Here is a 21,742-nt window from a genome sequence, read left to right as displayed (position 1 = left end):
CTACAACGAAACGGGGCGCCCCAAGGCGCCCCGTTTGTGTTTCTGCAACCGATCAGAACGCCGGCACGATGGCGCCTTTGTACTTTTCGAGAATGAACTGCTTCACTTCAGGGCTGTGCAGGGCCGCGACCAGCTTCTTCATGGCGTCCGAATCCTTGTCGTCAGGACGGGCCACCAGGATGTTCACGTAAGGCGAATCCTTGCCTTCGATCACCAGGGCGTCCTTGGAAGGATCCAGCTTGGCTTCCAGGGCATAGTTGGTGTTGATCAGCGCCAGGTCGACCTGGGTCAGCACGCGCGGGATGGTGGCGGCTTCCAGTTCACGGAACTTCAGGTCCTTGGGGTTCTCGGTGATGTCCTTGATGGTGGCCAGGATGTTGTTGGAATCCTTGAGCTTGATCAGGCCGGCCTTGTCCAGCAGCAACAGCGCGCGGCCGCCGTTGGTGGCGTCGTTGGGGATCACCACGGTGGCGCCGCCCGGCAGTTCGGAGAGCTGCTTGTACTTGCTGGAATAGGCACCCAGGGGCTCGACGTGAATACCGGCAACGTTCACCAGCTTGGTGCCCTTGGCCTTGTTGAACTCATCCAGGTAGGGCTGGTGCTGGAAGAAGTTGGCGTCCAGGCGCTTTTCGGCGACTTGCACGTTGGGCTGCACGTAGTCGGTGAAGACCTTGACCTTCAGGTCCACGCCTTCCTTGGCCAGGGCCGGTTTGACGAATTCCAGGATCTCGGCGTGGGGCACTGGTGTGGCGGCCACGGTCAGGGTTTCGGCGGCGTGCGCGGAGAACGCGGCAACGGCTGCGAAAGCGACGAGTAGTTTTTTCATCCAACAAGCTCCTTGTAAGTCGCCCGACCCCGGGCGCCTGCCGGCCTGGGCCGGCAATTTTATTTGCGGGAAAAGTGCACCACCAGCTTGTCGCCGACGGTTTGCAGAACCTGGACCAGCACCAGCAGCAACACCACGGTCACCACCATCACATCGGTCTGGAAGCGCTGGTAGCCGAAGCGGATCGCCAGGTCGCCCAGGCCACCGGCCCCCACCACGCCGGCCATGGCGGTGTAGGACACCAGGGTAATGGCAGTCACGGTGATAGCGGCAAAGATGCCCGGGCGGGCTTCCGGGAGCAAGGCATTGGTAATGATCTGCCGGGTGCTGGCACCCATGGACTGGGTGGCCTCGATGATGCCGCGATCCACTTCGCGCAGGGCGGTTTCCACCAGCCGGGCAAAGAACGGCGTGGCGCCGACCACCAGCGGTGGAATGGCCCCGGCAACCCCCAGCGATGTGCCGGTGATCAGTACGGTGAAGGGAATCATCACGATCAGCAGAATGATGAACGGCAGCGAACGCAGGATGTTGACCACCAGCGACAGCAGCGCATACAGCGACTTCTGCTCCAGCAGTTGGCGCGGGCTGCAGAGGAACAGCAGCACGCCCAGTGGCAGGCCCAGCAGTACGGTGAACAGCAGCGAGCCGCCGAGCATCATCAGGGTGTCGCCGGTGGCCAGCCAGATTTCCAGCCAGTCGATGTTGGCGAAGAAGGTATCCATCAGCGCAGCACCTCCATGTGGACATCGGCCGCGGTGAAGCGGGCGAAGGCCGCTTCCATGTCACCGCCGGTGATGGCCAGGGTCAGTTGCCCGTAAGGGGTGTCCTTGATGCGGTCGATGCGTCCGGCGAGGATGCTGTAGTCGACCCCGGTCTCCCGGGCCACAGTGCCCAGCAGCGGTGCGTAGGTGGCATCGCCCTGGAAGGTCAGGCGCACGATACGGCCTGGCACGTGGGCGAAGTCGTCGCGTTGCTCGTTCTCGTCGATCTGCTCGTCTTCCTGGACGAAGCGCCGGGTGGTCGGGTGCTTGGGGTGCAGGAACACGTCGGCCACCGGGCCCTGTTCGACGATCACGCCGGCGTCCATCACCGCCACCTGGTCACAGACGCGACGGATCACGTCCATCTCGTGGGTGATCAGGACGATGGTCAGGTTCAGCTCGCGGTTGATCTCGGCCAGCAGTTGCAGGACCGAGGCAGTGGTCTGCGGGTCCAGGGCGCTGGTGGCCTCGTCGCACAGCAGGATCTTCGGCTTGGTGGCCAGGGCGCGGGCGATGCCGACGCGCTGCTTCTGGCCGCCGGACAGCTGCGCCGGGTATTTCTTCGCGTGGTCGGCCAGGCCGACCCGGTCCAGCAGCTCGGCCACCCGGCGGTCGATGTCGCTGCGCGACAGCTCGCCGGCCAGGGTCAGGGGCAGGGCGACGTTGTCAGCCACGGTCTTGGACGACAGCAGGTTGAAGTGCTGGAAGATCATGCCGACCTGCTGGCGGAAGCGGCGCAGGCCACTGGCGTCCAGGGCGGTGACGTCTTCGTCGTCGACGACGATGGTGCCGCCACTGGGGTTTTCCAGGCGGTTGATCAGGCGCAGCAGAGTACTTTTACCCGCACCGGAGTGGCCGATCAGGCCGAACACCTGGCCATTCTCGACCCGAAGGCTGGTCGTGTGCAGGGCGGGAATATCCTTACCGGCGACCCGGTAGGTTTTATGGACGTTTTGAAACTCGATCACGTAGCGAACCTTGTGGGGCGCGTTAGAAAAGGATCAGCGGTTAGCCGGGCGCGCATTTTAGCCTGTCCGTATAGAGGTTCTTAGCATTTATTTCGCAATCATCCTGCCATTTGGCAATAACGCGATCAAAGGTCATAAAAAAGGAACGCTCGCACCTTCTCGTCAGTCACTAGTTAAGTCACTCGAAAGCCGCCAGGTGCCGTGCCTGGAGGCCTTTGCCCACGAAGCCCCGGCACGCCAGGGATTTCGCCAACGAGGAGTTTTGCCTGATGAGCACGAAGAAGCCCGATACCCCAAAAAGCCAGATGGCCGGGACCGACACCCTGGACCGCGGCAACAGCAACAGCAAGCTCAAGAGCCTGGAGACGTTCCGCTCCGACGCCACCGGGCAGGCCCTGCGGACCAACCAGGGGGTGAAGATCGCCGACAACCAGAACACCCTCAAAGCCGGTGCTCGTGGGCCTTCGCTGCTGGAAGACTTCATCATGCGGGAGAAGATCACCCACTTCGACCATGAGCGGATTCCCGAGCGCATCGTGCATGCCCGAGGGGTGGGTGCCCATGGTTACTTCCAGAGCTATGACAACCATTCGGCATTGACCAAGGCCGGTTTCCTGCGTGATCCGGGGAAGAAAACACCAGTGTTCGTACGCTTTTCCACGGTCCAGGGGCCAAGAGGCTCTGGCGACACCGTGCGTGACGTGCGCGGCTTTGCGGTGAAGTTCTTCACTGACGAAGGCAACTTCGACTTGGTGGGCAACAACATGCCGGTGTTCTTCATTCAGGACGCGATCAAGTTCCCCGATTTCGTACACGCCGTGAAACCCGAACCCCACAACGAAATACCCACCGGCGGCTCGGCCCATGACACCTTCTGGGACTTTGTCTCGCTGCAGCCGGAATCGGCGCACATGGTGATCTGGGCCATGTCCGACCGGGCCATTCCGAAAAGCCTGCGGGCCATGCAGGGCTTTGGCGTGCATACCTTTCGCCTGATCAACGCCCAGGGCCGGTCGAGCTTCGTCAAGTTCCACTGGCGGCCGACGGTGGGCACCTGTTCGCTGGTCTGGGATGAGGCGCAGAAGCTGGCGGGCAAGGACACCGACTTCCATCGCCGCGACCTGTGGGAATCGATCGAAGCCGGGGATTACCCGGAGTGGGAGTTCGGCGTACAGATCATCGCCGAGGAAGACGAGCACAACTTTGATTTCGACATCCTCGACCCGACCAAGCTGATTCCCGAGGAGCTGGTGCCGATCACGCCCCTGGGCAAGATGGTGCTGAACCGCAACCCGGACAACTATTTTGCCGAGACCGAGCAGGTCGCCTTCTGCCCGGGGCACATAGTGCCCGGGATCGACTTCTCCAACGACCCGCTGTTGCAAGGACGGCTGTTTTCCTACACCGATACCCAGATCAGCCGCCTGGGTGGGCCGAACTTCCACGAATTGCCGATCAATCGGCCGCTGGCGCCCTTCCACAACAGCCAGCGCGACGCCATGCACCGCATCACCCTGGACAAGGGCCGGGCCTCCTATGAGCCCAATTCCATCGACGGCGGTTGGCCCCGGGAAACCCCACCGGCGGCCGAGGATGGCGGCTTCGAGAGTTACAACGAGCGTATCGATGCGCACAAGATCCGCCAGCGCAGCGAATCGTTCAGCGATCATTTCTCCCAGGCGCGGCTGTTCTACAAGAGCATGAGCAAGCACGAGCAGGAGCACATCATCGCCGCCTACAGCTTTGAGCTGGGCAAGGTGGAACGTGAATGGATCCGCGAACGCCAGGTCAACGAGATTCTGGCCAACATCGACCTGCAACTGGCCGCGCGAGTGGCCGAGAACCTCGGGCTGGCGGCGCCGAAGAAAGCCACGGTGGCGGAGCGCAAGACTTCGCTCTCGCGCTCGCCGGCCCTGAGCCAGGCGAACCTGTTGCCGGGCAATATCAAAACCCGGAAGGTGGCGATTCTGGCGGCCAACGGCGTCGATGGTGCGGCGATCGATGCGCTGAAGAAGGCTCTCAAGGCCGAAGGGGCACACGCCAAGCTACTGGGGCCGACCTCGGCGCCGGTCACCGCGGCGGACGGCAAGAGCCTGCCGGTGGATGCGTCCATGGAGGGCTTGCCATCGGTGGCCTTCGATGCGGTGTTCGTGCCCGGAGGTGCGCAGTCGATCAAGGCCTTGAGCGGCAATGGCGTGGCCCTGCATTACTTGCTGGAGGCGTACAAGCACCTCAAGGCGATTGCCCTGCACGGCGATGCCCGGGAGCTGTTGCACAGCCTGCGGCTGGAGGCGGATGAAGGCTTGATCGTGGGGGCCGATGCCAAGGCGCTGAAGGCATTCATTGCCGCCATCGCGCAACATCGGGTCTGGAGCCGAGAGGAAAAGGCCAAGGCAATCCCGGCCTGAACACACTTTCCCCGACAAGCCTGCTCCGTCTAGGAGCCGGCTTGCCGGCGAAGGCTTTACTGCGCCTTGCGCGGCGTCAGCACCATCTGCGCCGGTACATGGCGCACGATTTGCCGATTGATCTTCTGTTCAAAGTCCGGGTCGAGCTTCTTCACCCGCTTGCCGAGCAGGGTCGATAGCCAGGGGTAATCCTCGGTGCGTGGTACCTGGATGCTCACGTCGCACTGGTAATTCACCACATCGGCGGCCAGGGCATCGAGTTGATGCCGCAGCTTGCGGATATCAGTGACGTTCAAGGCGACGGTGGTGCTCTCGGCGGTCGGATCGATCAGCTTGGCCGCAGGGCGCGCTTCGGCGGCCTTCAGGGCGGCTTCGGCCTTGTCCAGCTCCGCCTTGCGGGCGTGGGCAATGGCATTGTTGACCCCGCCGGTCAGCGCCGGAGCCTTGGGCATCAGTGCCCGGGCACGGCTCAGGGCCGTGGCTGCGGCGTTCACATCGCCCTTCTGCAGGACGATCTGGCTGCGCTGCAGATAGGCTTCGGCCAACTGCCGCTGGTACTGCACCAGTTGCGGGTCGTCGGGCGTCTGCGCCTGCAAGGCGCTGAGTTGATCTTCCGCGGTGGCCAGTTCGCTGCTGGCGATGTTTTGTTCCAGCTGCGCGATGGCCGTGGCCCGTGCATCAGGGACCTCGGTGGCCGCTGGTGGCGTGCTTTGGCAGGCTCCCAGTAGCAGGGAAAATGCGACAAGGAGCAGATAACGGGAGGCGAACGGCTTCATTCCTGCGACTCTCTAATTGCGCAAAAAGCGAGCAAGTCTACACCCCTCGACGGGGCAGAACAAAACTCAGCAGAAACAGTGTGGCGGCGGTGACCACGATCGACGGCCCGGCCGGTGTGTCCTTGAACCAGGACAGCGCCAGCCCGCCGCACACCGCGAGCATGCCCAGCAGGCTGGCGCCCAGGGCCATCTGCTCCGGCGAGCGGGCGTGACGCTGTGCCGCAGCGGCCGGGATGATCAGCAGCGAGGTGATCAGCAACACCCCGACAATCTTCATGGCCACGGCAATCACCACGGCGATCAGCAGCATCAGCGCCAGGCGCAGCGAGGCCACAGGCAGGCCTTCGACCCTGGCCAGTTCCTCGTGCACGGTGATCGCCAGCAAGGGGCGCCACAACGCCACCAGCAGCAACAGCACCGCCGCGCTACCGCCGAGAATCCACGCCAGGTCGCCCGGGCTGATCGCCAGCAGGTCACCGAACAGGTAGGCCATCAGGTCGATTCGCACTTCATGCATGAAGCTTAGTACCACCAGGCCCAGAGACAGGGTGCTGGGTGCAAGAATCCCCAGCAGCGTGTCGGAAGCCAGGGGTTGGCGCTGTTGCAGGGTCACCAGCAGCACCGCCAGCAGCAGGCAGCCGACCGTGACCGCTACCGCCGGGCTGACATCCAGCAGAAAGCCCAGGGCCACGCCGAGCAGCGCGGCGTGGGACAGGGTGTCGCCGAAATAGGCCATGCGACGCCAGACCACGAAGGACCCCAAGGGGCCGGCAACCACTGCCAGGGCCAGGCCTGCGAGCAGGGCGTAGAGCAGAAAATCAGCCATGCTTGCAGTTTTCTCCATGGACATGGGCGTGGCCCGAAGCGGGCTGGGTGACGACCGAACCATGCAGGTCGTGGGCATGGTCGTGATGGTGGTGGTAGATCGCCAGGCTCGGTGCGTTCTTGCCGAACAGCTCGACGAAGGCCGGGTCGCCGCTGACCTGCTCGGGGTGGCCAGAGCAGCAGACGTGGCGATTGAGGCAGACCACCTGATCGGTGGTGCTCATCACCAGGTGCAGGTCGTGGGAGACCATCAGCACGCCGCAGCCGTGACGGTCGCGCAGGCGGGTAATCAGGCTGTAGAGCTCGGCCTGGCCGGCCACGTCGACGCCTTGCACCGGTTCATCGAGCACCAGCAGCTCCGGCTCGCGCAGCAGCGCCCGGGCCAGCAGCACACGCTGCATCTCGCCACCGGAGATGCTCTGCACCGGGCTGTCGATCACCTGCTCGGCACCTACTTCCTTGAGCGCTGCCAGCGCCCGGGTACGGTCCACTCCCGGCACCAGGCGCAGAAAGCGCAGCACCGACAGCGGCAAGGTCGGGTCCACATGAAGCTTCTGCGGCATGTAGCCCACTCGCAGTTTGGGCTTGCGCCAGACACTGCCGGTGTCGGGCTTGAGCAGGCCGAGCACGGCGCGCACCAGCGTGGTCTTGCCGGCGCCATTGGGGCCGATCAGGGTGACGATCTGGCCGGGTTCGACGCTGAGCTGGATGTTCTCCAGCACGTTCTGCCCGGCAAAAGTCACCCCGACCTGCTCGAGGCGGATCAACGCATTGCTCATCAAGCCCCCTGGCAGCCCGAGCAGAGCCCGACCACTTCGACGGTCTGGCCCTCGACCACGAAGCCGACGTCGCGGGCGCTGCTGATGATGGCGTCGCTGATGGATTTCTGTTCCAGCTCGATGGCGGCGTGGCATTCGCGGCAGATCAGGAACTGACCCTGGTGCGCGTGCTCGGGGTGGTTGCAGCCGACAAAGGCATTGAGCGAGGCGATGCGGTGCACCAGGCCGTTTTCCAGGAGGAAATCCAGCGCCCGGTAAACCGTTGGCGGAGCGGCGCGACGGCCGTCCTGCTCGCTGAGCACGGCCAGGATGTCGTAGGCCCCCAGGGGCTTGTGGCTTTGCCACACCAGCTCCAGCACCCGCCGGCGCAGGGCGGTCAGGCGCAGGCCTTGCCGTGCGCACAGGGCGTCGGCCTCAGACAGTGCGCTGTGTACGCAGTGAGAGTGGTCGTGTGGACGGCTGGCAAGGGGTGTTTTAGGCATGAGCGGCGACGAGGTTTGTGAGAGACGTTATTATGTTACCCGTTCTCGCCTCCTCGAGTGTCCATCGTGCCCAGACTTTTTCGCCTTTTTGTCGCTTTTACCTTCAGCCTGTTCGCGATCGGCTCGGCCCAGGCCGAAGTGCGGGTGCTGACCAGCATCAAGCCGCTGCAACTGATTGCCGCCGCCGTGCTGGATGGCGTGGCGGTTCCCGAGGTGCTGCTGCCGCCCGGAGCTTCCCCGCACAACTACGCGCTGCGCCCTTCGGACGTGCGCAAGGTGCAGAGTGTGGACCTGCTGTACTGGATCGGCCCGGACATGGAAGGCTTCCTGCCGCGGGTGCTGAAGGGCCGTAGCCTGCCCTCGGTGGCGGTACAGGACCTGCCGGGCATGAGACTCCGGCACTTTGCCGAAGATAGCCACTCCCACGCTGAAGATGCCGACGAACATGACCATGATCATCGCCCCGGCACCCTGGACGCGCACCTCTGGCTGTCGCTGATCAATGCCCGGGTGATCGCCACCCGCATGGCCGCGGACTTGAGCGCCGCCGACCCGGCCAATGCCGCCCGCTACCAGAACAACCTGAAGGCGTTCAGCGAGCGTCTGGATGCCCTGGATGCTCGCTTAAAAGCCCGCCTGGCGGGGATCGCCGGCAAGCCTTACTTCGTGTTCCACGAAGCTTTCGACTACTTCGAGGACGCCTACGGCCTCAAGCACGCCGGGGTGTTCAGCGTGGCAGCGGAAGTCCAGCCGGGGGCCCAGCACGTCGCCGCCATGCGCGCGCGCTTGCAGCAGGTGGGCAAGACCTGTGTGTTCAGCGAGCCGCCCCTGCGCCCGCGCCTGGCGGAAACCCTGGTGGCCGGCCTGCCGGTGAAACTGGCGGAGCTGGATGCGTTGGGCGGTTACACGCCGGCAACCGCTCAAGGCTATGAGCAGGTGCTGGAGAAGTTGGGGAATGATCTGGCGGGCTGCCTGGAGCAGCTTTAAGCGGGGATTGTTGCGCGATGGCTTTCGCGGGCAAGCCCGCTCCTACAGGTTGAGCGCATCTCTGTAGGAGCGGGCTTGCCCGCGAAGCGTTTTACAGAGCGAACGGCAGCGCGATGCTGACCTGTTGCCGCTGCGCCAGGCGCTGCTGGAACTCCATCGGATCGTGAATCAGCACGTCCTGCCCGGCGAAGCTCTCGGCGGCGATCAGCCGCGATAGCCAGAAGCGCACGCAGGCTACCCGCAGCAGGGTCGGCCAGAGTTCGGCCTCTGCCGCAGTGAACGGGCGCAGCGCCGCGTAGGCGCCCAGCAGGGCTCGGGCCCGTTGGCCGTCGAGTACGCCTTCATCGTCGGAGCACCAGTCATTCAGGGCGATCGCCACGTCGTAGAGCATCGGTCCCGAACAGGCGTTGTAGAAGTCGATCAGGCCGGTCAGGTGGGTGCCTTCGAACATGGCGTTGTCGCGAAACAGATCGGCGTGGATGTTGGCCCGGGGCAGGGCGAGGATCTTCATCTTCTGAGCGGCGATTTCATCCAGGGCCCGTTGCAGCAGGTCTTGGGCCGTGGGGGCCAGGTGCGACAGCAGTTGCCTGCCCTCTTCCTGCATCCAGTCCAGGCCGCGATCGGTCTTGCGCTTGATCATGTGGTCCTTGGTGGCCACGTGCAGGTGGCCGAGCAGCTCACCGACCTGGGCACAGTGCTGGGCGTTGGCCTGCTTGATGTGCTTGCCCGCCAGCCGCGGTTGCAGCAGCGCCGGCTTGCCCGCCAGTTCGCGCAGGGCGACGCCGTCGGTGGTGCGCAGGGCATAGGGCACTGGCAGGTTGGCCTGGTGCAGCACGTCCAGCAGTTCAATGAAGAACGGCATTTCCTGGACCGGGCCACGTTCCACCAGGGTCAGGACGAACTCGCCCTGTTCCAGGCTGATGAAGAAGTTGGTGTTTTCGCTACCAGCGGCGATCCCCTGGAAATCAAGCAGGCGGCCGAGCCCATACGGGGCGAGAAAGGTTTCCAGCTCGGGCCGAGCCAGGGGGGTGAACACAGACATGGTTAAAAACTGCCAGTACGGGCGCTGCTATCCAGCCAGCGCCATTGAGTTGAAGTCGGAGTGGTTTACCACTCAAAGATTTTCCACGAAGGGATCAGCATATCCGGCTGATCCGAACGGATGAAGTTGCCGTCCGAGCCATCGGCACGCACCAGGAAGTAGGGTTTGCCGCCCTTTGGCGTGATCTTGATGGCATACAGGAAGCCATTTTGCCGGTATTCCTGGATGGTCTTGTCGCCTTCCGTGCGAATGGTTACTTCCGGGTCCGCTGATGGCGCATCTTCTGCGGCGATCGCGGCCAATGGAGCGATTGCAATCAAGCCGGTCAGCAGCAAGCGATTTAGTGTGCGCATGATAACCTTGTCCCTTTGTCGTCAACGGTCCCGCTATTCTAGCGCCGGACCCGCCGAAAAGGTTGATCCCGCTCATGAGCCAAGCCCCCCTCGTCCTGGTGGACGGTTCTTCATATCTGTACCGCGCGTTCCACGCGCTGCCACCGCTGACCACCTCCAAAGGCCTGCCTACCGGCGCGGTCAAGGGCGTGTTGAACATGCTCAAGAGCCTGCGCAAGCAGTACCCGGACAGCCCGTTCGCCGTGGTCTTCGATGCCAAGGGCGGGACCTTCCGCGATGACATGTATGCCGAATACAAGGCCAACCGTCCGAGCATGCCTGACGACATGCGGGTGCAGATCGAGCCGTTGCACGCCAGCGTGATCGCCCTGGGTTTCCCCTTGTTGTGCGTGGAAGGTGTCGAGGCCGATGACGTGATCGGCACCCTGGCCCGCAGCAGCGCGGCAGCGGACCGCCCGGTGGTGATTTCCACTGGCGACAAGGACATGGCACAGCTGGTGGACGGGCACATTACCCTGGTCAACACCATGTCCGGTAGCAGCATGGATGTGGAAGGCGTGAAGGAGAAATTCGGCGTCGCTCCCGAGCAGATCATCGATTACCTGGCGCTGATGGGCGACTCTTCCGACAACATTCCCGGGGTGCCGGGCATTGGTCCGAAGACCGCTTCCGGCCTGCTGGTCGGGGTCAATGGCGGGTTGAAGGAGCTGTACGAACAGCTCGATATCGTACCGACCCTGCCGATCCGCGGGGCCAAGACCTTGCCGGCCAAGCTCGAAGAACACAAGGAAATGGCCTTCCTCTCCTATCAGTTGGCGACCATCAAGGTCGACGTGCCGCTGGATGTCGGGCTCGACGACCTGCACCTGGGCGAGCCGGACCGCGAGAAGCTGGTGGAGCTCTACAGCCTGCTGGAGTTCAAGAGCTGGCTCGACGAGTTGCAGCGCGATGCCAAGCGTGTCGAGCTCAGCGGCGCTGAGGCGACACCCGCCGCCGTGCCGCCGCAGGCTGTGGAGCAAGCTCCGCTGGAGCTGCAGTACGAAACCATCCTCGACCAGGAGCGTCTCGATGCCTGGCTGGAGAAACTCAAGGGCGCCAAGCTGATTGCCTTCGATACCGAAACCACCGGGATCGATGCGCAGCAGGCGCAACTGGTGGGCCTGTCCTTCTCGGTCAAGGCCGGCGAAGCGGCCTATGTTCCCCTGACCCACTCCTACATGGGCGCGCCGGCACAGCTGGATCGCGACAGCGTACTGCTGGCCCTCAAGCCCTTGCTGGAAGATCCCAAGCTGCTCAAGGTCGGCCAGCACGCCAAGTTCGACATGAACATCCTGGCCAACTGCGCCATCGGCGGCGACCAGGCCAATGGCATCACTGTGCGCGGCGTGGCCTTCGATACCATGCTCGAATCCTACGTGCTCAACTCCACCGCCACCCGCCATGACATGGACAGCCTGGCGCAGAAGTACCTGGACCACAGCACTGTGAGTTTCCAGGACATCGCCGGCAAGGGTGCCAAGCAGTTGACCTTCGACCAGATTCCCCTTGAGCAGGCCGGCCCCTACGCCGCGGAAGATGCCGACGTGACCCTGCGCCTGCACCAGGTCCTGTTCGACAAGCTGTCCGCGATACCGAGCCTGGCCAGCGTGCTCACCGATATCGAAATGCCTTTGGTGCCGGTCCTGGCGCGCATCGAGCGCCAGGGAGCACTGGTGGACGACAAGCTCCTGGGAGTGCAGAGCATCGAACTGGGGGACAAGATGGTCGCCCTGGAGCGCGAAGCCTTCGAGATCGCCGGCGAGGAGTTCAACCTGGGCTCGCCCAAGCAACTGGGCAGCATCCTCTACGACAAGCTCGGCCTGCCGGTGCTGAAAAAGACTGCCAAGGGCCAGCCATCCACGGCTGAAGAGGTGCTGGCCAAGCTGGCGGAAGACGACTATCCGCTGCCGCGGGTGCTGATGCAGTACCGTTCCATGAGCAAGCTGAAAAGCACCTATACCGACCGCCTGCCGGAGCAGATCAACCCGCGTACCGGGCGCATCCATACCTCCTATCATCAGGCGGTAGCGTCCACCGGCCGGCTGTCCTCCAGCGATCCGAACCTGCAGAACATTCCGGTACGTACCGCTGAAGGCCGGCGCATTCGCCAGGCCTTCATCGCGCCGCCAGGCTACAAGCTGCTGGCAGCGGACTATTCGCAGATCGAGTTGCGGATCATGGCGCACCTGTCCCGCGACGAAGGTTTGCTCAACGCCTTCCGCAACAACCTGGACGTGCACACCGCCACGGCGGCCGAGGTGTTCAAGGTCGAGCTCAAGGACGTCACTTCCGATCAGCGCCGCAGCGCCAAGGCCATCAACTTCGGCCTGATCTATGGTATGGGCGCGCAGAAGCTGGGCAAGGACATCGGTGTCGATACCAAGCAGGCCAAGGCCTATATCGACACCTACTTCGCGCGTTACCCGGGGGTTCGCGAGTACATGGAACGCACCCGCGCCCAGGCCGCGGACCAGGGTTATGTCGAGACCATCTTCGGTCGCCGCCTGTACCTGCCGGAGATCAACTCCAACAAGCCACAGGAGCGCGCCGGCGCCGAACGCACCGCGATCAATGCGCCGATGCAGGGCACCGCGGCAGACATCATCAAGAAAGCCATGGTGGCCGTGGACAACTGGCTGGAGTCCTCCGGGCTGGATGCCCGAGTGATTCTCCAGGTGCACGACGAACTGGTGCTGGAAGTGCGCGAGGACCTGGTGGACCAGGTTCGTGAGGAAATTCGCGGGCACATGAGCGGTGCCGCAACCCTGGATGTGCCGTTATTGGTGGAAGTGGGGGTGGGAAATAACTGGGATGAGGCCCATTAAGGGCACTTTTCAGGTGTTTTTGCCGCGGCATAGTGTCGCGGCAAAAACTAGCGAAGAGCTATTAGCACCGAAAATTTCATCGATTATTGCCAATAGTTTTTGCAACCGGCCGGAACTAAATAGGTGAACGCCCACTCAGAGTTACTGAATGGCTGGTGAAGCCCTTCGATGCTCCTATGTTGTGTTAAGTGTTGGCAGATATCTGGACCCCGCCCTAGCGGTCTAGAACTTGAACCCCGAACTTCCCCCTCCCCATACGAAGTCCGGGGTTTTTTTTGCCTGAAAACCGCCTGGGAAATGATCATGCTGCGTTAAAAGCGCGGCGCGAAATGCTCATTTACAGCCAGTAAACTCCGCTTTCGCACCGCGCTTTTGCCTTGCCTGATCATCCCCCAGGCAATTTTCCCTACGTCTCTCAGGCCTCGGCTTCGGCGCCTTTGTCGGCCAGTTCCATCCAGCCCGCCAGCACGGTGTAGGCCTCTTCCAGGCCCATGCGCTTGGGGGCCGAGAACAGTTGGATGGTGACGGCTTCGCCCCAGCCCTTGCGGATCTGCGACTGCACCTTGAGCAGGGTGTTCTTGGCCGCGCCGTAGGTCAGTTTGTCGGCCTTGGTCAGCAGGATGTGCATCGGCATGCCGCTGGCGACCGCCCAGTCCAGCATCAGCAGGTCGAAGTCGGTCATGGGATGACGGATATCCATCATCAGGATCAGGCCCTTAAGGCTCTCGCGGCTGCCCAGGTAGGCTTCCAGGTGACGCTGCCAGTGTTGCTTGAGCGGGATTGGCACTTTGGCGTAACCGTAGCCCGGCAGGTCGACCAGACGGCGATCGTCGTCTAGCTTGAAGAAGTTCAACAACTGCGTGCGACCCGGAGTTTTCGAGGTGCGTGCCAGGCTGGCGTGGGTCAGGGTGTTCAGGGCGCTGGATTTGCCGGCGTTGGAACGCCCGGCAAAGGCCACTTCGAAGCCTTCATCGTCAGGGCATTGATCGACTTTGGCGGCGCTGAGCATGAACGTAGCCTGTTGGCACAGACCGAGGATGGGGTTCTTGAGTTGCATGGGATTTCCGATTGGGGCGATGCCGAGAGTGGACGCGGCGAGCGGTGTCGTTTCCGTTTCAGTAACGCCAGTATATAATGCCGCAGATTTTGTGTGCGCTTTGTCCCAGCGTAGGATGAAGTTCACGAGAGCGATAAACCTTGAATGCGCATTAGAACGCACCACGCTCTCAACCCTGAAAAGGTCGTTTTATGACGAAATGGCTGCTAGCTGCCGGTGTCTTGATGCCGTTTTACGGCGCTCAGGCTACACAGGATCCGGAAGCTGTGTACAACCGTGTTTGTGGGGCTTGTCATTCCGGCCAACTACCCACGGCGCCCCGCAAGGGCGACCAGGAAGCTTGGGCGCCGAGGTTGGCGCAAGGTATGGAGACGCTGGTGCAACACGTGACCCAGGGTTTCAAGGCGATGCCGCCGCGTGGTTTGTGCATGGACTGCAGTGCCGAGGATTACCGAGTCATCATCCATTGGATGAGCGAGTGATCCCGGTCCATAACTCTTAACCCTTAGCCGTAGTTGGATTAGCTGATGAACAAATTACTCGTGAGTCTGCTGTTGACCTTGGGCATCACAGGTGTCGCCCATGCCGCAGGCGACGCTGCTGCCGGTCAGGCGAAAGCCGCAGTCTGTGGTGCTTGCCACGGCCCTGATGGGAACAGCATGGCGCCAAACTTTCCCAAGCTGGCGGGTCAGGGGGAAAAGTACCTGAACAAGCAGTTGCACGATATCAAGTCCGGCAAGCGCCAGGTGCTGGAGATGACAGGCCTGTTGACCAACCTGAGCGATCAGGACCTGGCTGACATCGCCGCCTACTTCGCCAGCCAGAAAGGCAGCGTCGGCGCAGCAGATCCTAAAGTCGTGGCCCGTGGTGAAGAACTGTTCCGTGGCGGCAAGCTCGACCAGGGCATGCCTGCCTGCACCGGTTGCCACTCGCCAAACGGTGCGGGTAACGCAGCAGCCGGCTTCCCCCATCTGGGCGGCCAGCACGCACAGTACGTGGCCAAGCAGCTGACCGACTTCCGCGAAGGCAACCGTACCAACGACGGCGATACCCTGGTGATGCGCAGCATCGCTGGCAAGCTGAGCAACAAAGACATCGAAGCGGTGTCCAGCTATATTCAGGGCCTGCACTGAGGCCGGCTCGATCAGCGTTGCCCAAGGTGCTAAGCCACGGCAACGTTAATGATCGATTAATCTGACGGTGCAAGCATAAAGGGTGGCTCAGGCCGCCCTTTTTTATGGCGTCTGCCGCTACACTAGCGAACTCAAGCCCGCCAAGACCTGGTCGAATTCAGGTCGAGCGAGGCGCCAAAATTGTCCAGGAGTAAAGCATGCGTAATCTGATTCTCAGCGCCGCACTCGTCACCGCCAGCCTGTTTGGCGTGACCGCTCAAGCGGCCGAACCGCTTGAAGCCGGTAAACAATATGTCGAGTTGAGCAGCGCCGTTCCGGTTGCCGTGCCAGGCAAGATCGAAGTGGTTGAGCTGTTCTGGTATGGCTGCCCGCACTGCTACGCTTTTGAACCCACCATCAATCCCTGGGCTGAAAAACTCCCGGCCGACGTCAACTTCGTCCGTATCCCGGCCATGTTCGGCGGTATCTGGAACATCCATGGCCAACTGTTCATCACCCTTGAAGCCATGGGTGTCGAGCACAAGGTGCACAAGGCCGTATTCGAGGCCATCCATGGCGGCAAGAAACTCGCTACTCCTGAAGAGATGGCCGAGTTCCTGGCTGGCGAAGGCGTCGACAAGGACAAGTTCCTGAGCACCTACAATTCCTTCGCCGTCAAAGGCAAGGTCGAAGACGCCAAGAAAAAGGCCCAGGCCTACCAGATCACCGGCGTACCGACCATGGTGGTCAACGGCAAGTATCGTTTCGACCTGGGCACCGCCGGTGGTCCTGAAGGCGCGCTGAGCGTGGCTGACCAGTTGATCGCCAAAGAGCGCGCAGCCAAGTAAGCGCCCGCCGCCATGCCGCGCTGGAGCTCGGAACGCATCGTTGGCCTGCATGATCCGCAGGTCAACGAGCACCATTTGGCGTCGTCCGGCCTGCCGGCAGACAGTCGTCTGCGCTTGCTCAGTTTCAATATCCAGGTCGGTATCAGCACCGAACGTTATCGCCATTACCTGACTCGTGGTTGGCAGCACCTGCTGCCCCATCATGGGCGTGCCGACAATCTGCAGAAAATCGGCAACCTGCTTGGCGATTTCGACCTGGTGGCCCTGCAGGAGGCCGATGGCGGCAGCCTGCGCTCCGGCTACGTCAATCAGGTGGAACACCTGGCCCAACTGGGCGCCTTCCCCTACTGGTACCAACAGCTCAATCGCAACCTGGGACGCCTGGCTCAGCACAGCAATGGCGTGCTCAGCCGCCTGCGCCCCTGGGCCATCGAAGACCACCCGCTGCCTGGCCCCAAGGGGCGCGGCGCGATCCTCGTGCGTTTTGGCGAGGGTCCCGAGGCACTGGTGGTGGTGATGATGCATCTGGCGCTCGGTGCCCGCACCCGAACCCGGCAACTGGCGTACATCCGCGAGTTGATCGGCGGCTACAAGCATCAGGTGCTGATGGGGGACATGAACACCCATGCCAGCGACCTGCTGGAGCATTCCCCTCTAAGGGACCTCAGCCTCTTGGCGCCGCAACTGCAGGCGACCTTTCCCAGCTGGCGTCCGCAACGTTGCCTGGACCATATTCTGCTCAGCCCCAGCCTGACCCTGGAGCGCGTGGAGGTCCTGGCCCAACCCATATCCGATCACCTGCCGGTCGCGGTAGAGATTCGTCTGCCGGGTTCGCTCACGGCTGATGCATTGCCCGCGTTGAGTCCTGCCCCTCGCGGAACCGATGAATGAGCGACGACGCCAATCGCTGGAAAGAGAAATACCTCAAAAGTATCGAACAGCAGGAAAAGCTCGAACGCCGATGGGCGGCCCGTCTCGACTTGCTGCGTCGTGGCCTGGTACGCAGCACCCTGGCGGCGGAGGGCACCGATCGCGCGGTCGACCAGTGCATGAAGGAAATGCGCGAGGTGGTACGCACCGACGACATGGACGCCGGGCTTGCTGCCCTGCTGCCGCGCCTGGAAAAAGCCGTGCTGGACTCCGAGCAGCGGCGGGAAACCCGGGTCGAGCAGATGAGCAGCGCGCTGACGGCGCTGGTCAGCCAGTTGCAGTCCCTGCCCCTGCCCCGGGAGGTCAGCCGTCCGCTGAAAGCCTTTGCCAAGCAACTGGATGGCCGGGTTGGCCAGGCGCGGGAAATTCCCTTGCTGCTCGGCGAACTGAGCAGCCTGCAGGGCAAGGCCCTGAGCCAGCTGGAAACCCCGGCCGAACCCGACCGCCCAAGCCTGTTGCAGCGCCTGTTCGGCAGCCGCGAGGCGAGCGAGACGCCAGCCCCGGCGGAGGAAGCCGTTGCGACGAATCCGCCGCTCCCGGCCGCCGCGGCGGAGGCTCATCCACAAGCCGATGAAGCCCCGGTCCCGGAGGATGGCGCGCGCGAGCACTATCAGACGCCGACCCAGGCCTTGCCTGAGGCGGTTTCGGCGCCTGCCGCGCCCGCCCCGGCACAGCCCGAAGTGCAGCTCGAACCTGAGCCGGTTGCCCAGCCGGTTGCCAGCGACGAGCCGGAGGTTGCTGCAGTGCCCGCTCCGGCCCCGGTGGTGGCGTTCGTGCCTCCGGTACTGGTGCAGGAGGCGCCCGCCGAGCCTGTACCCGCTATCGAGGTCGAACCTCAAGCAACCATTTCGCCTGTCGCGGAGCCACAAGCGCCCGTCGATCCCGGGGTGGTCGCCGCTTCCGATTCGCCGCCAGCGCCTGTCGCCGAAGCCGCGCTCAATCCCGACGAGTTGGTGCCCCTGCCTACGGTTTCCCCGGCAGTGCTGCTGGACAGCCTGCCCCTGCCGGCAGTCATGGCCGAGGCCCTGGCCGCCATCGATCCGGAGCAGTCGGAGCACGATGTGCTCTACGCTCTGCCGGATTCGCCCGAGCCCTCCTACAGTTCGGTGGCCAAGCACATCGAGCACACCTTGCTGGGGCTGCTCGACGACCTGAGCCTGCCGGAGCGCCACCGGCCACAGGCCGAGGCCATGCGCGATCGTCTGCAGCATGGGCTGAACTGGTACGAATTGCTGCCGATCCTCGACGATCTGGCGGTGTTGATGCTGGCCATCACCGACTCCGGCCAGCATGAGTTCGAGACTTACCTCAAGCAGCTCAACGAGCGCCTGGAGGCCTTCCAGAGCAACCTGCAGGCGGCCAGCGACGGCCATGCCGACAGCAGTTCGGCGGCACGGGCCATGGACAGCCAGATCCGTGAACAGGTCGACGGCCTGCAAAGCAGCGTGCAGGAGGCCGCCGACCTGGATGACCTCAAGCAAGTGCTGGAAAGCCACCTGGAAGGCCTGCTGGGCACCATGGACCACCACCAGAAGCAGCGCGACGAGCGTGAACGGGAAGTGGCCGCCCGCCTGCAAAGCCTGGCGGAGCGGGTTTCGAGCATGGAGCAGGAAGCCCAGGGCTACCGTGAGCACCTGGAAGAGCAGCGGCAGAAGGCGCTGATCGATCCGCTCACCGGCCTGCCCAACCGGGCTGCCTGGAGCGAACGCCTGGAACATGAAGTCGGCCAATGGCAACAACATGGCAACAGCCTGCTGCTGGCCATGCTCGATCTCGATCATTTCAAGCGGATCAACGACAACTACGGTCACCTGGCCGGTGACAAGGTGTTGAAGATCATCGCCAACGTACTGCGCAAACGCCTGCGAGGCAGCGATTTCATCGCACGTTTCGGTGGCGAGGAGTTTGTTCTGCTGCTGCCCAACACCCCCTGGCCGGTGGGCGTGCGCATTGTGGAAGCCTTGCGCGCGGCAATCGAGGCGTGCCCGTTCCATTTCAAGGGCGAGCCGGTGACCATCACCGTGTCCGTCGGGCTGAGTGCGTTCAAGGCCGGTGATCGCAGCGATCTGGTGATCAAAAGAGCCGATCAGGCGCTGTACCGGGCCAAGGATGCCGGCCGGAACCGGGTGGAAGCTGGTTGAGGAGCCAGCACTTTGCTGAATGAAAGCGCGGTTTTGCCCATGATCGCCAGGGCAGTACGTTACACTGTTGCATTATCGTCTTCAGCGTACTGCCTTTTGCCATGAAACTTCTTGTTCTTGCCCTCTCCCTGCTGATCCTCGCCGGCTGCGCCAGCGGCCCGCGCATCGACACCAGCCACCCGTCGGTCAATTACGATCAGCGCGCCCAGTTCATCATCGTCCACTACACCTCGGCATCGCTGGAGCGCTCCCTGGCCCTATTGACCCATGGCCAGGTCAGCAGCCACTACCTGATCGGCGATGACAAGTCCGCCACCATCTACAAGCTGGTGGACGAGCAATACCGTGCCTGGCATGCCGGTGACAGCCAGTGGCAGGGCCGGACCTGGCTCAACTCCAGTTCCATTGGCATCGAGATCGTCAACCCGGGGTTCCGCGATGGCCCCAGCGGGCGGCTCTGGTACCCCTACAGCGAAGCGCAGATCCAGAACCTGATCGTGCTGCTCAAGGACATCAGCAAGCGCAACAACATCTCGCCGCGCCACATCATTGGCCACAGCGATATCGCCCCCATGCGCAAGCTGGATCCGGGCCCGTTGTTTCCCTGGAAACGCCTGGCCGAGGCCGGCCTGGGACTGTGGCCCGATGCCCAGGCAGTGGCACGCCAGCAGGCGTTCTTTACCGTGAGCCCGCCGAGCATCGGTTGGTACCAGCAGCAACTGGCCCAGCTGGGTTACGCCACGCCGCAGACCGGCGAGCTGGACAAGGCGACCCGTAACGTCCTGGCCGCATTCCAGATGCACTACCGGCCGGGGCGTTTCGATGGTACGCCGGACGCAGAAAGCGCGGCCATCCTGATGGTGCTCAACCAGACAAAATAATGACGCCGCCGGACGGTTGGGGCCGATTGTCCAATCAGTTGCTATAACTCATTGGTAATCCTTCGGATCTCCCATGATGCCGGCCGCTCGCGAGCCCTTGCGTACCTGGTTCCATCGCCCCTGGACGCTGGCGATGCTGGCGGCTGTGCTGAGTGCGGTGATTTTGCTGCTGGGCAGCGCCGGGCTGGCCATGCACCAGGTCCAGCAACGGGAAAGCGAGCAGATGAACGCCCAGGGGCAGCGTTTCCTGGAGCGGCTGGAGCAGTTGTTCGGGCAACTGCGCGAAGGTCTCGACGTGCTGGAGGCGCAGCCGCTGCGCGAGTGCAACGCCGATCTCATCGCAGCTCTGCAGCAGGTCAGCTACAGCTATCGCTTCATTTATGAAGCGGCCTACAGGGACGCCACCCACACTTGTTCCAACTGGCCACGGCAGAACCTCCTGCCGGCGGCCAGGCCGCCGGATATCCGCGGGCCGACCTACAGCTACTGGCTCAACACCTCGACCCAGCCCAATGAGAACCTTGCTGCGCTGATGCTGGGTCGCGGCAACTTTCGCGTGGCCACTTCCCGCGGGCACCTGACCGATGTGGTCGATCTGCCTCCCGGTGGCAGCCTGATGGTGGTGGTGGATCATGGTGCCCGGGCGATACCGGTGCTCGGCCCGGCCCATGCCTGGCCCCCCGCACAGCCTTGGCGGGGGGGCCGCGACGGGCCCTTGCAGGTCACCCCGGACCTGCTGATCTATCGCATGCCCACTCGCAACCCCGAGTACCAACTGGTGCTGATCACCCCCCGCGCCAGCCTGCAGGGCGAAGTGCTCGACGGTTGGTGGTGGTTGCTGCCCTCCAGCCTGGTGCTGGCGCTGTTCATCGGTGGGTTGGTGTATCAGGTGGTCCGCCAGCGCCAGTCCCTGGGGGCGGAGCTGCAAGGGGCCCTGCGCCGCGGCGAGTTGCAGGTGCTGTACCAGCCGATCTTCGATCTCAGTAGCCGGCTCTGCGTGGGGGCCGAGGCCCTGCTGCGCTGGCGCCGCCCGGACGGTACCCTGACCAGCCCCGACCTGTTCATCCCGCTGGCGGAGAACACCGGGCAGATCCGCCAGATCACCGACTTCGTCCTGCAGCGCCTGCTGGAGCAACTGGGGCATGTGCTACGGGCCAATCCCCAGCTGTACATCTCAGTCAACCTGGCGGCCTGCGACGTGATGGTCCCGCGGATCGGCATGGTCATGGCGCGGCTGCTGGCGACGCATCGGGTAGCGGCCCGGCAGATCGCCTTCGAGGTCACCGAGCGTGGGCTGATCGATGTGGTGGTGGCGCGCAACAACCTGCAGGCCCTGCGCGATGTCGGGCATCAGGTGCTGATCGATGATTTCGGCACCGGCTATTGCAGCCTGGCCTACCTGCAGAGCCTGCCGGTGGATTGCCTGAAGATCGACAAGGCGTTCATCGATGCCCTGGGGCACGATGCCGCCAGCAGCGGCGTGGCGCCGCACATCATTCGCATGGCCCACGCGTTGAAACTCAAGGTGATTGCCGAGGGCATCGAGTTCGAGGACCAGGCGCTGCTGCTCAGCAGCGAGGGCGTGAGCTTCGGCCAGGGCTGGCTGTTCGCCCATGCCCTGAGTGCCTTGCAGTTCACTGAGCTGATTACCCGTGGCCGACGGCTGGTGGCCAGGCGCCTGGATGATGAAGCATGAAGC

General features: G+C 63.2%; 20 protein-coding genes. 10 read left to right on the top strand and 10 right to left on the bottom strand.

Features of this window, described 5'->3' with window-relative positions; all coding sequences use genetic code 11:
- Positions 1-52: 52 nt before the first annotated feature.
- The 3 genes from A9971_RS16710 to A9971_RS16700 are packed head-to-tail and all read right to left on the bottom strand — an operon-like array spanning position 53 to position 2,558.
- Positions 53-826, bottom strand: coding sequence for a MetQ/NlpA family ABC transporter substrate-binding protein (locus A9971_RS16710; RefSeq protein ID WP_161466471.1), 774 nt, complete (start codon positions 824-826; stop codon positions 53-55).
- 59 nt (positions 827-885) lie between these two features.
- Complete coding sequence (locus A9971_RS16705) at positions 886-1,551, bottom strand: methionine ABC transporter permease (RefSeq protein ID WP_011058460.1); 666 nt, start codon at positions 1,549-1,551, stop codon at positions 886-888.
- Positions 1,551-2,558 (bottom strand): methionine ABC transporter ATP-binding protein, encoded by a 1,008-nt coding sequence (locus A9971_RS16700; protein WP_183001288.1) that lies wholly within the window; start codon positions 2,556-2,558, stop codon positions 1,551-1,553. The genes A9971_RS16705 and A9971_RS16700 overlap by 1 nt, the downstream gene beginning before the upstream one ends.
- Before the next feature lie 215 nt (positions 2,559-2,773).
- Between A9971_RS16700 and katE the strand changes: the two genes are divergently transcribed.
- On the top strand, positions 2,774-4,966 hold the full coding sequence (gene katE / locus A9971_RS16695; RefSeq protein WP_259652353.1) for a catalase HPII: 2,193 nt from the start codon (positions 2,774-2,776) through the stop codon (positions 4,964-4,966).
- 56 nt (positions 4,967-5,022) lie between these two features.
- Here the strand turns inward: katE and A9971_RS16690 are convergent, their stop codons facing one another.
- The 4 genes from A9971_RS16690 to zur are packed head-to-tail and all read right to left on the bottom strand — an operon-like array spanning position 5,023 to position 7,828.
- On the bottom strand, positions 5,023-5,742 hold the full coding sequence (locus A9971_RS16690; protein WP_019095618.1) for a PA5502 family lipoprotein: 720 nt from the start codon (positions 5,740-5,742) through the stop codon (positions 5,023-5,025).
- Positions 5,743-5,779: 37 nt separating this feature from the next.
- The gene (znuB, locus tag A9971_RS16685) at positions 5,780-6,568 is read right to left on the bottom strand and encodes a zinc ABC transporter permease subunit ZnuB (RefSeq protein WP_011058464.1); all 789 of its coding nucleotides are present in this window, start codon (positions 6,566-6,568) and stop codon (positions 5,780-5,782) included.
- Positions 6,561-7,346: a zinc ABC transporter ATP-binding protein ZnuC gene (gene znuC, locus A9971_RS16680; RefSeq protein ID WP_011058465.1), complete on the bottom strand. Its 786-nt coding sequence runs from the start codon at positions 7,344-7,346 to the stop codon at positions 6,561-6,563. The genes znuB and znuC overlap by 8 nt, the downstream gene beginning before the upstream one ends.
- On the bottom strand, positions 7,346-7,828 hold the full coding sequence (gene zur / locus A9971_RS16675; RefSeq protein WP_011058466.1) for a zinc uptake transcriptional repressor Zur: 483 nt from the start codon (positions 7,826-7,828) through the stop codon (positions 7,346-7,348). The genes znuC and zur overlap by 1 nt, the downstream gene beginning before the upstream one ends.
- Before the next feature lie 57 nt (positions 7,829-7,885).
- On the opposite strand from zur, the gene A9971_RS16670 reads away from it, so the two are divergent.
- On the top strand, positions 7,886-8,815 hold the full coding sequence (locus A9971_RS16670; RefSeq protein ID WP_183001290.1) for a metal ABC transporter solute-binding protein, Zn/Mn family: 930 nt from the start codon (positions 7,886-7,888) through the stop codon (positions 8,813-8,815).
- A gap of 91 nt (positions 8,816-8,906) precedes the next feature.
- Here A9971_RS16670 and A9971_RS16665 read toward each other — a convergent pair whose 3' ends face one another.
- The gene (locus A9971_RS16665; protein WP_041114995.1) at positions 8,907-9,857 is read right to left on the bottom strand and encodes a homoserine kinase; all 951 of its coding nucleotides are present in this window, start codon (positions 9,855-9,857) and stop codon (positions 8,907-8,909) included.
- 65 nt (positions 9,858-9,922) lie between these two features.
- Positions 9,923-10,210, bottom strand: coding sequence for a DUF2782 domain-containing protein (locus A9971_RS16660; protein ID WP_011058469.1), 288 nt, complete (start codon positions 10,208-10,210; stop codon positions 9,923-9,925).
- Between the two features lie 74 nt (positions 10,211-10,284).
- Between A9971_RS16660 and polA the strand changes: the two genes are divergently transcribed.
- Positions 10,285-13,074, top strand: coding sequence for a DNA polymerase I (gene polA, locus A9971_RS16655; RefSeq protein ID WP_183001291.1), 2,790 nt, complete (start codon positions 10,285-10,287; stop codon positions 13,072-13,074).
- A 415-nt stretch (positions 13,075-13,489) separates the two neighbouring features.
- Here the strand turns inward: polA and yihA are convergent, their stop codons facing one another.
- Positions 13,490-14,131, bottom strand: a complete 642-nt coding sequence (gene yihA, locus A9971_RS16650) for a ribosome biogenesis GTP-binding protein YihA/YsxC (protein WP_011058471.1) — start codon at positions 14,129-14,131, stop codon at positions 13,490-13,492.
- A 191-nt stretch (positions 14,132-14,322) separates the two neighbouring features.
- On the opposite strand from yihA, the gene A9971_RS16645 reads away from it, so the two are divergent.
- From A9971_RS16645 to A9971_RS16615, 7 genes are all read left to right on the top strand, one after another.
- A complete protein-coding gene (locus A9971_RS16645) occupies positions 14,323-14,613 on the top strand; it encodes a cytochrome c5 family protein (protein ID WP_015633654.1) in 291 nt (96 codons plus the stop codon).
- 45 nt (positions 14,614-14,658) lie between these two features.
- The gene (locus A9971_RS16640; RefSeq protein ID WP_011058472.1) at positions 14,659-15,264 is read left to right on the top strand and encodes a cytochrome c; all 606 of its coding nucleotides are present in this window, start codon (positions 14,659-14,661) and stop codon (positions 15,262-15,264) included.
- Between the two features lie 197 nt (positions 15,265-15,461).
- A complete protein-coding gene (locus A9971_RS16635) occupies positions 15,462-16,091 on the top strand; it encodes a thiol:disulfide interchange protein DsbA/DsbL (RefSeq protein ID WP_011058473.1) in 630 nt (209 codons plus the stop codon).
- Positions 16,092-16,103: 12 nt separating this feature from the next.
- The gene (locus tag A9971_RS16630; protein WP_011058474.1) at positions 16,104-16,982 is read left to right on the top strand and encodes an endonuclease/exonuclease/phosphatase family protein; all 879 of its coding nucleotides are present in this window, start codon (positions 16,104-16,106) and stop codon (positions 16,980-16,982) included.
- Positions 16,979-19,162 carry a GGDEF domain-containing protein gene (locus A9971_RS16625; protein WP_183001292.1) on the top strand — a complete coding sequence of 728 codons (2,184 nt, stop codon included), beginning with the start codon at positions 16,979-16,981 and terminating at the stop codon, positions 19,160-19,162. The genes A9971_RS16630 and A9971_RS16625 overlap by 4 nt, the downstream gene beginning before the upstream one ends.
- A 101-nt stretch (positions 19,163-19,263) precedes the next feature.
- Entirely contained in the window at positions 19,264-20,043 is a 780-nt protein-coding gene (locus A9971_RS16620) for an N-acetylmuramoyl-L-alanine amidase (protein ID WP_041115001.1), read from the top strand.
- Between the two features lie 73 nt (positions 20,044-20,116).
- Entirely contained in the window at positions 20,117-21,739 is a 1,623-nt protein-coding gene (locus A9971_RS16615; protein WP_183001293.1) for an EAL domain-containing protein, read from the top strand.
- The last annotated feature ends 3 nt before the right edge of the window (positions 21,740-21,742 follow it).

It is taken from the genome of Pseudomonas sp. UME65 (assembly GCF_014170225.1).
In the GTDB taxonomy this organism is placed as follows: domain Bacteria; phylum Pseudomonadota; class Gammaproteobacteria; order Pseudomonadales; family Pseudomonadaceae; genus Aquipseudomonas; species Aquipseudomonas protegens.
Note: the sequence above shows the minus strand (reverse complement) of the source record. Positions and strands in the feature narration are given on the sequence as shown.